The following is a 14220-nucleotide window of genomic DNA, read 5'->3' on the forward strand; positions in this document are numbered from 1 at the left end:
AGGATATATTTTCATATAAAGGGAGAGAGTTGAAAATGGAAATCGCTTGTGCAAATTGTACTGTAACTATGAAGTATCACGACACAGGGTACTTTTTTCTACATAATAATCAGAATCATTCCGTACCGGTGATGGGATATTCTACCCGATTAGAAGATGGTACATATGTTTTTCTATATGAAAACCTGAATGAGCTATACGAAAAGCTTATGAGAGTAGAGGAATTAATGGATGAGGACGGATGGAAGTGCAGCATAAATTGTATAGATCAGCCTGGACCTTTCATGACAGTAGGCAGATTTATGTTATTAATGAAGCATAAAGAGATGGTAGAGATGATTCAGGATGGGCATTTCACAAGTCACCTTCAACCAATCGTTGATTTAAGCGATTACAGTCTCTTTGGTTATGAATCTCTTTTGCGGGCAGGGGACCAGTCAAAAAAATTAAATCCCGGACAATTATTTCAAGTTGCTGCCAACACAGGCTTTCATTCCATGTTGGATCAGAAAGCAAGGAAATCTGCAATCGAATGCCGTGTAGGTCAGGTGACTCCTGGTATTAAAAGTTTTATTAATTTCCTGCCTTCTACGATTTATAACCCTGAATTTTGTTTGCGCCATACTTTTCAGATCGTGAACGAATTAGGATTAAATCCAGAGGATCTCGTATTCGAAGTGGTTGAAACAGAAAAGATTGTGGATGTGGAGCATTTAAAGTCCGTCCTTGATGTATATAAACGTGAAGGAATGAAGGTCGCGCTGGATGATGTTGGATCCGGATTTGCTACAGTCGAAATGCTGACCCTCCTTAATCCGGACTATGTAAAAATTGATCGTTCCTTTATCAATCATTGTGATAGCGATGCAGAAAATCAGGAGTTTTTACGAAAAGTCATGAAGATTGCAGGTGAGTTAGATATCCTTGTATTAGCTGAAGGAATTGAGAGGAAAGAAGAATTGTTATTCTGTAAAGAAATCGGTGTTCATTATGCACAAGGCTATTTCATAGGAAAGCCGGCACGATCAGCAGAAAAACCCTTCGCCGATTCTCTGCTGGTATAAAAAAAGATGACCTCGCTTCTACGAAGAGAGGTGTTTTTTTATGAGCTCTTTTCTTAAAGTTTGTTCTATTGTAGAGAAGAAAGTAATAGTTGATTTCCGCTCCAGGATGCTCGCTTTCCGCGGGGCTGGCGGTGAGCCTCCTCGGCTGCGCCTGTGGGGTCTCACCTGTCCAGCTACGGGCTTAGGGGCTCGAGGTCATAAGCCAAGTCTGCCAAAAAGGCAAAGTGCGCCTTTCCGGCAGACTCGTCTTATGCTTGTCGCCCCTGAGCAAAGCCCATCCGCTTTTCGTACTGTCCAGCTATTCCCGCAGGAGTCGATCATCCTGCAGCGAGAATCAACTTTCTGAGCATGTATCCTTAATGGAAAACAAAACAATTAAAACAAGTATTTTAGCAACCAACCTTAATTAATGGTAGAGATGGATTCTCATTATAAAAGAAGAATTATTTTTTCTAGTTACATGGTTTTTTGCGCATGTTGAAGCTCTGTCACAGTAATTCTGTTAAAGATGGTGAGGGGAACTGCGCAGACTCCTGTGGAAGTACGGGCGTGCCGAGACCCCGTTCGGCTAAGCTGAGGAGGCTCGGCCGAACGCTAGCTGCAAGCGGATCAGTTCCCCTCACCATCCAGCCCACACTAATTGACAGAGCCTTGCAGAACTTATGTTAAAGACAATAATCTTTGAGAAGTGAGCGTTTTATAAAAATGTAGTTGACATATTTTAAGATGATGTTACAATACTAGTATAATTACTTTAGTGCATAAAAGCTTAAAAGCGTTTAAGAGCGAAAGAGGGTTATGCCCTTTCCAACTCTTAGCGGTTAATCACATATCTTTGTCTTGAGCAACGAAGTAGGAAATAGGTAGACAGCAATCAGAGACTAGGCGGCAGGTGAAAGCTTAGGTCCACTATTTCTGAATTACATTGCTTATAAACCCTCTGAGTAAAGGAGGCTTTATCAAGAGACAAATCTTTATGAAGTGGGAATAAACAAATTGTCATACATTCATGAATAGTAATGAATGGACAGAGGGAATGTATGACAATAGGTTTATTCCAATTAGGGTGGTAACGCGGAGAACTCTTCGTCCCTATTCGGGATGGAGGGTTCTTTTTGTTGTTCTTTCTATTCCCTTTCATCAATTTCAACTTAGAGAAGGAAGTGTTACTATGTTAAACATTCAAAGCGTAAACAAACCAACCGTAATAGAAGCTTCAGCGATATTACTCGCTATACTGGGGATGATTAGTGGCAGTATTATAGGACTCCAATCAGTCCCTCATATTCCGATCATCTTTTCACTCTTTTTTCTAATGGTGTATGGGCTTATTCGAAAAGTTAATTTCAAAGAGATTGAACAAGGAATGATTGTTGGGGCACAAGGTGGCTTAGGGGCCATTTTACTCTTTTTCTTTATTGGTCTTCTAGTGAGCAGCTGGTTACTCAGCGGAACCATTCCTACATTGATGTTCTATGGATTTGAATTTGTTACTCCCAACTATTTTTATGCAATTGCCTTTTTGCTTACTTCCTTGAGCGGCATCGTGATAGGGAGTTCATTGACGACGGCCGCAACCATAGGTGTGGCACTTATCGGAATCGGTGAGGCGATGGGACTGTCCGTGAGTATCACAGCAGGAGCGATTGTTTCAGGTGCTTTTTTTGGAGATAAGATGTCGCCTTTATCAGACACAACAAACCTTGCTTCTTCTATTGTGAAGGTGGATTTATTTACTCATATTCGTAATATGGCCTGGACAACTGTCCCTGCTTTTATCATTACGCTCATCGTATTTGGGTTTCTATCACCGGAAACAAGTGGTGTCAACTTATCACAACTAAAAGCCCTGCAGGAAGGCTTAAGTCAAACTGGCCTCATTCATTGGTATAGTCTCGCACCTGTATTATTGCTGATTGTCCTAATCGTATTTAAAACCCCTGCCTTGTTAACACTGGCAATCAATATAATGGTCTCAATCGGCTTATCATTCTTACATGGATCTTTGAAGCTGAATGAACTCTTTCAGGTGTTATTTTCCGGATTTGAATCCAAAACAGGGGTGGAATCCATCGACTCACTTTTAACTAGAGGAGGGGTAAACAGCATGATGTTTACGATTTCTCTTGTTATCCTTTCTTTAAGCTTGGGTGGATTACTATTTAAGCTTGGCATTATTCCTGTGTTACTTAATAAAGTTTCAACAATCATACAATCAGGCAGAAGAACGATCCTTTCAACGGCTTTATCGGCCATTGGTATCAACCTGGTTGTAGGGGAACAGTATCTCTCCATTCTATTGACTGGAGAAGCCTTTCAATCTCAATATAAGAAGCTTGGGTTACATCCTAAAAACTTATCACGTACGTTGGAAGATGCAGGGACGGTCATTAACCCGTTAGTGCCGTGGAGCGTATGTGGTATCTTCCTTACCGATGTATTAGGTGTCGCAACATTAGAGTATTTACCGTTTGCAATCTTTTGTCTCATTTCCCCGGTCATAACCATTCTCTATGGATTTACCGGCTGGACCATTGAAAAAGAACAAACTGAAACGAATCCAATTGCCTCAAACTAAAATTTTATAAAGTAGTAAAAAGGACTGTCCCGGTCATTCATCGATTCTCATTTGAAAGAGATGAATTATCCGGAGGGCAGTCCTTTTCGTTTGACTTCAACAAATGTTTGGTAATGGTGAGCGTAATAATAGCCGCCTATTACCATCATTGAAAGGTGAAATAGGGGAAGAACCATCAACATGATAGGGCTCTTTAGTAGCAGCACCCCTTCTTGGACCATAAATGCTTCAATCGTTAAGAGAAAAAGGATGGTCCACAGTACATACTTCTTATCCTTATATCTAAAGAAGATCACCAGAGTATAAAAGTAGGTGGTAAACCAGATGTACATTGCATTTCCTGCGATCAAGTCCCGTGTAGGGTTAGAGAAATGATGCAATGGGAGGATATATAGTTCCAAAAGGGATGAAAGAATCCAGGCAAATGAAAGGGAGACGGTCGACAGAGCAAAAAACAAGGTGATGAATAGTACATAGTGATTAGGGTCATTTTCAAGTAGCTTCCACCACACTTTAGACAGTATGACAGAAAGGACTAGGAAAAATGATGTGTAATACGATTGCCACCAATGGTGTTCGTACAAATTTGAATAGGTGAACCATGTTTCAATGAGAAAGAATAAACCAATGATCAAGGCAATCCTGGTTGCTCTTAAATGATAGACAACAATATATGTGAGCGCGATTGGCACTGAAAAAGCCTGTGAACTAATCGACCCCAACACACTGTCATTGTAATTATTCGATAAAATATGGGGATGATACGTATAGCTGTTAAACAAAACAAAGATTATATATTCGAATACATAGGCTAATCCGGAAATAAAAAGCCAAAATAATATAATCCGAGCAGAAATATGACGGTTCTTAACCACTATGCAGGCTAATAGAAAAATGCTGATAAGACTAAGGGAAACAAATGGAACCCAATTCGCCATGCTAATGCTCCTTACGTTTCAGTATAAAAATAGTGTTTACAGATTAGGGGTATTTATTTATCAAGATGAATAATTTGTGAACATTATCCCTCATAGAAGCTTTAATATTGAAGGATCTTCCTTAAGAGACTATAGTTAACATTAACAGCTTCCGAACGGTATTGATCAATATACATAAAGAAAGGGGAGCGCACGTTTGAAAATTAGTGATTTTTCCATACGCCGCCCTGTATTCACCATCGTCACCATGCTACTCATACTTATTCTTGGAGGAGTTTCCCTCTCGAGAATCCCATTAAAGCTCATTCCAGACTTAAACCCCCCTGTTGGGGTCGTCGTCACCAATTATCCAGGAGCCAGTCCTGAGGAAGTGGTTGAAAAGGTGACGAAGCCACTGGAAGAAAGCCTGTCCACATTACCAGGGATGAAAAACATCCAATCTACTTCAAGGGAAGGCTCAAACTTTATTCTCCTTGAATTTTCATGGACAACCTCCATTGATGACATAGAAAATGATGTGCTTCAAAGAATGGATCAAACTCCACTCCCGGATGGTGCGGATAATCCAAGGTTTCTTAAGTTCGATCCGGCCCAGTTTCCGATCATTCAGTTTTCGTTGCGTGAAGAAGGTAAGGAAAGTAATTTAAAAACGTTATCTGAGAACTTGAAATTGGAATTAACCCGTGTTGAGGGGGTCGCAAATGTAAACGTTTCAGGTTCACTCAAGAATGAAGTTGTCATTGAATTGAATCAGCAAACGCTGAAAGATAATCGTCTAAGTCAATCTGACGTTATTAACACGATCAGGGCAAATAATGTAACCTCACCGGGTGATACCATCGAAACCGACGGGCAAACCTTAACCACCCGTGTTATGAGTGAATTACAGTCTGTCGATGAATTAAAAAAATTGGTTCTTCAAGTAAATCCTCAAACTGGAAAGAAGATTACCCTTGGAGAAGTTGCGAAGGTTGAGAAGAAGCAGGAGGATACAAATACAATCACCCGTGCTAATCAAGAATCAGCCATCCTTTTTAGTGTGTTACAACAATCAGACGCAAACACGGCTTCTGTCTCCAAAGCATTTCAAAAGGAACTTGACCGTTTACTCAAACAAGATCAATACAAATCAATCAAAGCTGACATTCTCTTTGATCAAGGAGACTACATTACGCAAGCCATTGGGAATATTGCAAACTCCCTGATAATTGGTGGGGCGTTTGCCATGCTCGTTCTATTTCTCTTCCTGAAGAACGTAAAGAGTCCTTTAATAATAGGTGTGGCGATTCCATACTCTGTCGTCGTAACATTCGTCTTGATGTTCTTTGCTGATTTCACTTTGAATATCATGACTCTTGGTGCACTTGCACTCGGAATCGGAATGCTTGTGGATAACGCCATAGTTGTAATTGAAAATATTTATCGGCACTTATCCTTGGGGAAAACACCCAGGGAGGCTGCAAGTATAGGGGCCAAAGAAGTGGGTGGAGCCATAACGGCATCTACTTTAACAACGGTTGCAGTGTTTTTGCCAGTTGTTTTTATTTCAGGCTTGCTTGGTGAGCTATTTACGGAATTTGCACTGACCATATCCTTTAGCTTATTAGCATCTCTCATTGTAGCTTTAACGGTGATCCCGATGCTAGCAAGCAGATTGTTGAAAAAGCCTAAAGGGAATTTAGAAGCGAAGCGCAGACGTTCAAAAAGCCGCAAAACATTTTCCCGGTCTGTTAAGTGGGCCCTTCGTCACCGTTTCATTGTACTATTTATTACTGCCGTTGCTTTAGTTGCAGGTGGTATCGGTTTGACTACAGTAGGTACACAGTTTTTACCTCCGACAGATGAAGGATTTTTCAATATGAGGGTCGAATTGGAAAATGGAGCATCCGTAGAAGAAACGAACAAAGTCGTGAATGCAATCGAAGAGAGGCTGGAAAAGGAAAAAGACGTTGATGTTTTTGTAAGCCTCGTCGGTACAACTCAGGAAGAGTCCTTCAGGGGAAGTTCGAAAGGGAATATAGCTGAGGTTTATGTAAAAATGAATCCTTTGGAGGATCGGAAGAGATCGATATTCGCTTTTGCAGATGACGTAAAACCTGAGGTCGACAAAGCTGCTAAAAAGGTGAATGATTCTGCTGAAATCTCTTTTAACCTTCAGTCTACATCAGGATCAAGCCCTCAAACCCTGACATTCAATTTAAGAGATACAGACCCAAATCGGTTGAATCAATCTGTGGATACACTTTTCAATTCTCTAAAGGAGATGGATGATGTATCAGAAGTGACTACCGATCAGATGGAAACAGTGAAAGAAATACAAATGAAAGTGAACCGTGACAAAGCTCTCGAACAGGGGCTTGCGCCTGCTCAGATCGGCACTCTTGTACAGGATGTAACACGGGGTGTATTGACGACCCAAATGGTTACAGAGACATCTGATGTCATAAATGTTTTCGTACAATATGACCGTAATATTACTGAGAATCTGGACTCATTAAAAAAACTTCTTATCCCTAATGGGCAAGGAAAGTATATTCAATTGAATTCCGTCGTTGATTTTTCCATAGAAGATGGTCCTGTCAGTATACAAAGAATCGATCAGCAGCACGCAGTTCAATTCACCTTGAAGTATTCATCTTCCACCAATCTCGGGGCAATCTCGAAAGCTGTGGATGAAGAGATAGAATCTTTGGATCTTCCGAATGAGACTTTAGTCTCGTTCAGTGGTGACAGAGAGCTGCTGGAAGATTCCATTGACGACATGGCACTGGCACTTGGACTGGCCATTATTCTTGTATATCTTGTGATGGCTGCACAGTTTGAATCATTTAAATATCCATTTGTCATCATGTTTACTGTGCCACTCATGGTCATCGGTGTTGCGATAGCGCTGGCGGTCACTCAAACACCGATAAGCATTTCAGCGATCATTGGTGTTATTGTACTGGCAGGTATTGTTGTAAACAATGCGATTGTGATTGTCGATTATATTAACCAGCGTAAAGAAGCAGGAATCAATAGCTTTGATAGTATTGTTGAGGCTGTGCAGGACCGGGCAAGACCGATATTAATGACAGCTTTGACTACTATACTTGGCTTATTACCTCTGGCTCTGGGACTCGGGGAAGGTACAGAAATCAATCAGCCGATGGGTATAGCCGTAATCGGTGGTTTGATAAGCAGTACACTGTTAACGATTTATGTCATTCCGATTGTGTACAGTTTCTTTGATAAAGAAACGAGAAGAATGAAGAGAAAACGTCAAGCATACGGTAATCAAGAATAGCCAAAATCCAACTGAGCTAACCTGACATCTAAGTAGTCACCTCTTTGTATCAAACGGGTACCTTAGCATGTAGGTTAGCTTTTTTACTACCCATTTTTGAAAGAAATCCTAGGCGGGGGGAAGCGGTATGAAGAAAGGGATATATTTAATCACCGGGTTTCCAGGATTTTTAAGCCTTAACATTGTGGAAGAATTAATTAGTCAAGACAAGGCTTCAGCAATCTATTTGCTCCATTTAGGTACTATGACTGCAGAGGCAGAGGAAATAGTTAGGAAGCTGACAGGGACTACAACAGCTGACCTCATTTTAGTAGATGGAGACATTACACAAGCCAATCTTGGAATGACGGAAGCCAGAATTGGCGAAATACGCGAAAAAGTTGAGTATGTCTGGCATTTAGCTGCCATCTATGATCTTGCCGTCCCTGAAAACCTTGCTCATAAAGTAAATGTCCGGGGTACACGAAACGTTAATTCTTTCTGCCAAACTCTCCACCGATTAAAGAGATATGTTTATTTCTCTACGGCTTTTGTGGCCGGAACACGTAAAGGAGAGATATATGAGAATGAGCTGGAGTATCCGAATAGCTTTAATAACTTCTATGAACGGACAAAGTATGAAGCAGAGGTATTAGTTGATGAAATGAAGGGGATCCTGCCTATTACCATCATCCGTCCCGGGATTGTAAAAGGAAATTCGGAAACGGGTGAGACTGTTAAGTTTGATGGACCTTATTTTATTATGAATATGTTTAAGCGATTATCCTTTTTACCTTGGATACCATTTCTTGGAGATGGCAATGCCCTCATAAATATCGTTCCCGTCGAATATGTCGTTCGAGCTTCCATCCACCTCGGCCATGAAGGGACAGGTACAGGGAAAACCTATCATCTTACCGATCCACATCCAATAACGGTAAGGGAAGTGTACGAACAGATTCTTTGGCATATGTACAAAAAACATCCCCGGGGAAAGATTCCATTGTCCCTTTCCAATTGGGCACTGAGTTTTCGATTTGTACGCAAGTTTTTGATGGTTGAACGGGAAGCGCTTGATTATTTTACACTTGAAGGTAGGTTTCATTGTGAACAAGCCCAGGAAGACCTGAGGGGATCTGACATTCAATGCCCGTCCCTGTCTAGCCAAATTGAAAAGATGGTTGAATTTTATCTTGAACATTCGTCTAACGAGAAATTACATGTGAAGATTAATTAAGAATGTTTTCATGATGATTGTTGGATTGCGTCCTAAACGCCGTAATAATTGGGAGGAAAATGGTAAAAATAATGGGAAAGCATCATTAGGAGGATTCTCGAGATGTCATTTTCCCTTAAGCAAGATCCGACCCGGTATATACCTATAATTCATACACTTCATCGGCTATTGCCGGGATGCCCATGAAAACGTCCATTACAAAATTAGAGGGAATTCTATGGAGCATTGCTCTCCCTGGTTTTCCACAATTACTGGTTGGACTTTGGTTTAAGGGAACTTTATTTGTAATTCTTGAGGTTATCATCAATGTACAAAGTAACTTTAATCAAGGAATTATGTATAGCTTTTTAGGGGAAACCCATAGAGCAGCTTCTGTGATTGATTATCAATGGTTGATGTTTTATCCTTGTCTCTATATGTTTGCTTTGTGGGATTCTTATAAGCTTGCTCAAACCAAGGAAGAACCATATATATTTTTACCCTTTGTCATGTCTGCTTATATGGTGACCGTTGGCTTGATGTACTCTCCGAAAGTATATTTATTCGGTAAATTTATCGGGCCTATCTTTTTGCCTATGTTGTTTGTCATTCCCGGAGTTTTACTTGGGCTAATCATTCGATCGATCCTCATCAGGATTCAATAAGCTTTATTTCTTTACGAAACGTCAATCATGAGGTAAGATATGGGTATACAACTTAAACGTTTTCTACCTGTCAAAGGGGAGTAGCTATAGGTGTCATACCTAAACAAAGTCGTCAGTTCATGGATTATTCCATCGGCTTTGTTGGCATAATGATTATGCTCAGCAAGACCTTTGCCTTATTTAGGCAAGGGTCTTTTTATTTTATAAAAATCCTTGCCTATTGGAAAACTAACTGTGTAAATAGGAGGGACTTATATTTATGGATGCTTCAATGTTATTGGAATACGGTTGGGTACTGCTCATCCTGGTTGGTCTTGAAGGAATCCTGGCTGCTGATAATGCAGTCGTTATGGCAGTCATGGTGAAACATCTGCCCGTAGAACAAAGAAAGAAAGCACTCTTTTATGGTCTGTTAGGAGCATTTGTATTTAGATTTGCTGCACTATTTCTTATCTCGTTCTTAGTGAATGTTTGGCAAGTTCAAGCCATCGGGGCGATCTATTTATTCTATGTTTCGATTCACCATTTCGTTAAAAAGAGGAAAGACACGGGAATCGTAGAGTCTGAGTCAAACAAGGGCTCAGGTTTCTGGACCACTGTATTGAAAGTGGAACTTGCAGACATCGCCTTTGCGGTTGACTCCATGTTAGCTGCCGTTGCTTTAGCGGTTACATTGCAGCCAACAGGATGGTTTGATGTGGGTGGAATTGATGGTGGTCAATTTATCGTCATGTTCCTTGGAGGCATAATTGGCTTGGTGATTATGCGATTTGCTGCTACATGGTTTGTTAAATTATTGGAGAAATATCCTACTTTGGAATCGGCAGCATTTTTGATTGTCGGTTGGGTTGGGGTAAAGCTTGCTGTCTTTACACTCGCTCATCCCGACGTGGCGATCCTGGATCATCATTTCCCTGAATCAAAGCCATGGAAGCTCGTCTTCTGGACCGTATTGATCCTTTTATCAGTTGGAGGATATTTATTATCACGAAAGAAAGCAAAACAGGAAGAAGCCAAGGCAGAAGTCAAGAAAGAAGCCAAAGCGGAATAAAGAAAAACCGAAAAGCTAACGTGAGTAATATTCACGTTAGCTTTTTTACATGAGGAATCAAATATCTACCCTCCCCCTTACCATTCCGTCCCTTTTTAAGAACTTTCAATTTTTATTTGTATAAACCCCCTCAAAAAAAATTCTCATAACGTAACTCCTTTAATAAGGCGATCGATCGACTAATAAAAATTCAACTTCCGAGGTGTACATATGACAAAACATTCCAAATTAATGAAATCATCTTTAGCTGTATTAGTAGCAGGATCTATTAGCTTTTCAGGTTCAATGGCTTATGCGAATAACGATGAAAAAACGTTCGACACGGTTACAATTGAGCAAAAGGACAGTACAGGAGTTACAGTGAATGATGAAGCCATGATTGATTCTGCTAAAACAGAAATTGAAAAACTTGAAAAGACAGAAAACCCATCATTACTTCCTGGTGATTTCTTCTATTTTGCAAAGCTTGCTCTAGAGAAAGTGAAGCTTGCCTTTACGATGGATGACGCGAAAGAAGCGAAATTACTTGCAGAGTATGCAGCAGAAAGACTTGCTGAAGTAGAAGCTTTATTTGAAGAAGGAAAAGAAGAGGAAGCCATCGAAGCAATCAATCATGCCATTGAAATGATTCAACGCTCTGGAGAAGAATTACCACAACGTGAGAACGAAGAATCTTCTGAAGAGGATTCAATGGAAAAGTCAGAGGGCGAAACTGCAGATGAATTGAATACTGAAGAGAAAAACAGTGAAACTGAACAAACCAAAGAAAGTAATGAAGAAGGTACTGTAGAAGAAGCAGATTCCGAAGGGAAATCGGATGAAATGACTGAAATGGAAGAACTGATGTCACAAAATATCATTTCACTTCAAGCGAATATGGAAAAAGTGAAGAATCCAAAAGCGAAAGCAGCTCTTCAAAATAACATTGAAAAAAGCTATAAGAAATTAGCCGAAAAGCTTGCAAAGCTTGAAGAAAAATGGACGAAAAAAGCAAAGGCTAAAGAAGAAACAGAATCCGATGCATCGATGAAGGAAGACTCTGTAACTTCGGTTGAAGAATCAGTGCCAAACGAAACAACGACTGATGAAAATACAGATGGAAATATAACTGAGACAGTGAAAGAAGAAACAGAAAAAACTGCACCAGTAAAAGTTCAGCATGTGGAAAAAGAAGCGAAAAAAGAATTAAAGCAACAGCAAAAGCAAGAGAAAAAAGAATTAAAGCAACAGCAAAAGCAAGAGAAAAAAGAAGCGCACAAACAATTGAAAAACGAGGAAAAACAAGCTCGTCAAGATGTTAAAGAAGAAAAGAAACAGCATCAGTCAGATGTAAAACAGAAGGAACATCAGGGTCATAACGGTGAAAGCGGAAAAGAAAACGGCAAGGGTCACAATAAAGACTAAGAATTAAGCAAAAGCTTCAGGATAGGCTGGAATTCTAATGACCCGTCAGTCTCGAAGGGGATACTGGACTTGAAGTGATTTGTCATTTGCTGAGTGGAATGCATCTGTGAAGATTACTTAAGCGGTACCCCTTCCTCTCTATTATCCTTTTAAAATCAACTTCATATGAGTATAATAGTGTGCAGGATGGAGTGAGACTGATGCTAAATGTATTACTATTTTTATTAGCCAAACAAAAGAAGAAACAAACGCTCGAAGACATGGCGATACAAATACAAAATGGTGATGAACAATTACTGAACATAGTCCTTGAAGACTATAAGCCATTTATAAAAAAAACGGTATCTTCAGTCTGTAAACGATATATTTATGAAAGTGATGATGAATTTAGCATCGGTCTTATTGCCTTTCATGACGCTATCTTAAAATATAATTATCAGCGAGGGTCATCCATCATCAGTTTTTCTGAAGTAATCATCAAACGGAAAGTCATTGATTATATCAGAAAAAACGGGAAGTTTCAGGATGTGAGCATCGACATGAGTCTGGTTGAGGATGATGAAGAGAACCCGAATTTAACAATCGAGCAAATTGTCTCAGTTGAAGAATATGGGAAGCAGCAGGAAGGAAGGAAGAGGCGGGAAGAGATCATCTCTTTCCAAGAACATCTTTCTCACTTCAAATTATCCTTCCATGAGCTGGTCGAACAGTCACCTAAGCATGAAGATGCCAGACTGAATGCCATTGACATTGCAAAAACGGTAGTGAATTCCAAAGAACTATTGGATTACCTCCTTGAAAAGAAACGGTTACCCATAAAAAAAATAGAGAAACAGGTAAACGTCAGCAGAAAAACAATCGAGAGAAATAGAAAATATATTATTGCCATTACTCTTATTCTTATTGGAGATTATGTATATTTACGGGATTACTTAAAAGGGCGGTTAGAGATATGAAAAAAGGGATCATTATGGAAATCAAACGTGATATCCTCGTTATGATGACGTCAGAAGGGGAATTTCTGACGGGAAGAAGACAGCCCAATCAACATTATACAATAGGAGAAGAAATTCCTTTCTTTCCTTTACATCATGAACCTGCTATGGCGAAACCACCTATTAAATGGAATTGGAAAGTATCGACTGCATTATTAACAGCCATAATCGTCATCCTCACCCTGTTTTCAAGTGCATTCTTACAGAGTAACCAGGCATATGCCTATGTGTCTGTCGATATCAACCCAAGTATGGAATTGACACTGAATAAAAAGCAACAGGTGATAGAGATCACCCCTTACAATCAAGATGCCAAAGTGCTTCTAAAAGAGTTGGGTGACTGGGGAGATATGGATGTAAGTGAAGTGACAAAGGAAATTTTCCTTTTATGTGAAGAAATGGGATATTTAAAAGAGAATCAAAATGTTCTCATCACCTCTTCATTTATTGAGGATTCGAATGATCAGACTGAAGATGATTTGGTTGCTGAAATAAACATGTTTGTTCAAGAATATAGTACATCCCATAACATGAATATCACGGTGAAAGAAACATCGCAGGAAATGAGAGAAGAAGCTTCTGATAAAGGAATGACTGCAGGCTCCTTATTACGTGAAACCGAAAAAGCTGAAACACCGAAACCAGCAGGGAATCCTGAAGAAGAGAGTAAAGACCAAGATGTGCTCAAAGAGGAATTGATGAGAGAGGAGAATTCAAAGGTTGAGAATCAAAAGGTGGAATTACCATCTGAAGAGAAGAAGCAGATACCAGCGAAACCTGAGAACCATCCAAAAAATGATAAACCTCTTCCAAATGAAAATAAGCCTCAAGAAAAACCAGCACAACCCCAAGGCAAAGGCAATTCCTCTGACCATCACAAATGGAATGAGTCCCATGGGAAACATAATGGCTCTTCTAATCAAGGTGATAAAGATCAATCCAGAGGCAATGAAAACCGTGAAAATCGTGAAAAGGAAAACAAAGAAAAGAAAAATGAACACCAAGATAGAAAAGAGAATAAAAAAGACAATGACTAATAAACAG

10 protein-coding genes and 1 riboswitch are annotated in these 14220 nt (G+C 39.8%); of the genes, 9 read left to right on the forward strand and 1 reads right to left on the reverse strand.

Annotation, left to right across the window (positions count from 1 at the left end; genetic code table 11):
* Window positions 1-35 precede the first annotated feature (35 nt).
* Both ACCB35_RS08085 and nhaC read left to right on the forward strand, forming a co-directional pair.
* On the forward strand, window positions 36-1064 hold the full coding sequence (locus ACCB35_RS08085; RefSeq protein WP_374056478.1) for an EAL domain-containing protein: 1029 nt from the start codon (window positions 36-38) through the stop codon (window positions 1062-1064).
* A gap of 1171 nt (window positions 1065-2235) precedes the next feature.
* Window positions 2236-3642, forward strand: a complete 1407-nt coding sequence (gene nhaC / locus ACCB35_RS08090; protein ID WP_374056479.1) for a Na+/H+ antiporter NhaC — start codon at window positions 2236-2238, stop codon at window positions 3640-3642.
* Window positions 3643-3707: 65 nt separating this feature from the next.
* Here nhaC and ACCB35_RS08095 read toward each other — a convergent pair whose 3' ends face one another.
* Entirely contained in the window at window positions 3708-4580 is an 873-nt protein-coding gene (locus tag ACCB35_RS08095) for a hypothetical protein (RefSeq protein ID WP_374056480.1), read from the reverse strand.
* Between the two features lie 196 nt (window positions 4581-4776).
* On the opposite strand from ACCB35_RS08095, the gene ACCB35_RS08100 reads away from it, so the two are divergent.
* The 7 genes from ACCB35_RS08100 (at window position 4777) to ACCB35_RS08130 (ending at window position 14213) form a co-directional block, all read left to right on the forward strand.
* On the forward strand, window positions 4777-7866 hold the full coding sequence (locus tag ACCB35_RS08100; protein WP_374056481.1) for an efflux RND transporter permease subunit: 3090 nt from the start codon (window positions 4777-4779) through the stop codon (window positions 7864-7866).
* A 127-nt stretch (window positions 7867-7993) separates the two neighbouring features.
* Window positions 7994-9082 carry an SDR family oxidoreductase gene (locus tag ACCB35_RS08105; protein WP_374056482.1) on the forward strand — a complete coding sequence of 363 codons (1089 nt, stop codon included), beginning with the start codon at window positions 7994-7996 and terminating at the stop codon, window positions 9080-9082.
* Window positions 9083-9264: 182 nt separating this feature from the next.
* On the forward strand, window positions 9265-9726 hold the full coding sequence (locus tag ACCB35_RS08110) for a hypothetical protein (RefSeq protein WP_374056483.1): 462 nt from the start codon (window positions 9265-9267) through the stop codon (window positions 9724-9726).
* 63 nt (window positions 9727-9789) lie between these two features.
* A riboswitch (yybP-ykoY riboswitch) is annotated at window positions 9790-9886 on the forward strand.
* Window positions 9887-9985: 99 nt separating this feature from the next.
* A complete protein-coding gene (locus ACCB35_RS08115; RefSeq protein WP_044337623.1) occupies window positions 9986-10777 on the forward strand; it encodes a TerC family protein in 792 nt (263 codons plus the stop codon).
* A gap of 210 nt (window positions 10778-10987) precedes the next feature.
* Window positions 10988-12181 carry a DUF5667 domain-containing protein gene (locus ACCB35_RS08120; RefSeq protein ID WP_374056484.1) on the forward strand — a complete coding sequence of 398 codons (1194 nt, stop codon included), beginning with the start codon at window positions 10988-10990 and terminating at the stop codon, window positions 12179-12181.
* A 200-nt stretch (window positions 12182-12381) separates the two neighbouring features.
* The gene (gene sigI, locus ACCB35_RS08125; RefSeq protein ID WP_374056485.1) at window positions 12382-13137 is read left to right on the forward strand and encodes an RNA polymerase sigma factor SigI; all 756 of its coding nucleotides are present in this window, start codon (window positions 12382-12384) and stop codon (window positions 13135-13137) included.
* A complete protein-coding gene (locus ACCB35_RS08130) occupies window positions 13134-14213 on the forward strand; it encodes an anti-sigma factor domain-containing protein (protein ID WP_374056486.1) in 1080 nt (359 codons plus the stop codon). The genes sigI and ACCB35_RS08130 overlap by 4 nt, the downstream gene beginning before the upstream one ends.
* Window positions 14214-14220: the final 7 nt, after the last annotated feature.

The organism is Rossellomorea sp. FM04394, assembly GCF_041889765.1.
Classification (GTDB): domain Bacteria; phylum Bacillota; class Bacilli; order Bacillales; family Bacillaceae_B; genus Rossellomorea; species Rossellomorea aquimaris_B.

Coding starts and splice junctions, on each gene's coding strand:
- ACCB35_RS08085 (WP_374056478.1), top strand. CDS start 36: ATGGAAATCGCTTGTGCAAATTGTACTGTAACTATGAAGTATCACGAC.
- nhaC (WP_374056479.1), top strand. CDS start 2,236: ATGTTAAACATTCAAAGCGTAAACAAACCAACCGTAATAGAAGCTTCA.
- ACCB35_RS08095 (WP_374056480.1), bottom strand. CDS start 4,580: ATGGCGAATTGGGTTCCATTTGTTTCCCTTAGTCTTATCAGCATTTTT.
- ACCB35_RS08105 (WP_374056482.1), top strand. CDS start 7,994: ATGAAGAAAGGGATATATTTAATCACCGGGTTTCCAGGATTTTTAAGC.
- ACCB35_RS08110 (WP_374056483.1), top strand. CDS start 9,265: ATGAAAACGTCCATTACAAAATTAGAGGGAATTCTATGGAGCATTGCT.
- ACCB35_RS08115 (WP_044337623.1), top strand. CDS start 9,986: ATGGATGCTTCAATGTTATTGGAATACGGTTGGGTACTGCTCATCCTG.
- ACCB35_RS08120 (WP_374056484.1), top strand. CDS start 10,988: ATGACAAAACATTCCAAATTAATGAAATCATCTTTAGCTGTATTAGTA.
- sigI (WP_374056485.1), top strand. CDS start 12,382: ATGCTAAATGTATTACTATTTTTATTAGCCAAACAAAAGAAGAAACAA.
- ACCB35_RS08130 (WP_374056486.1), top strand. CDS start 13,134: ATGAAAAAAGGGATCATTATGGAAATCAAACGTGATATCCTCGTTATG.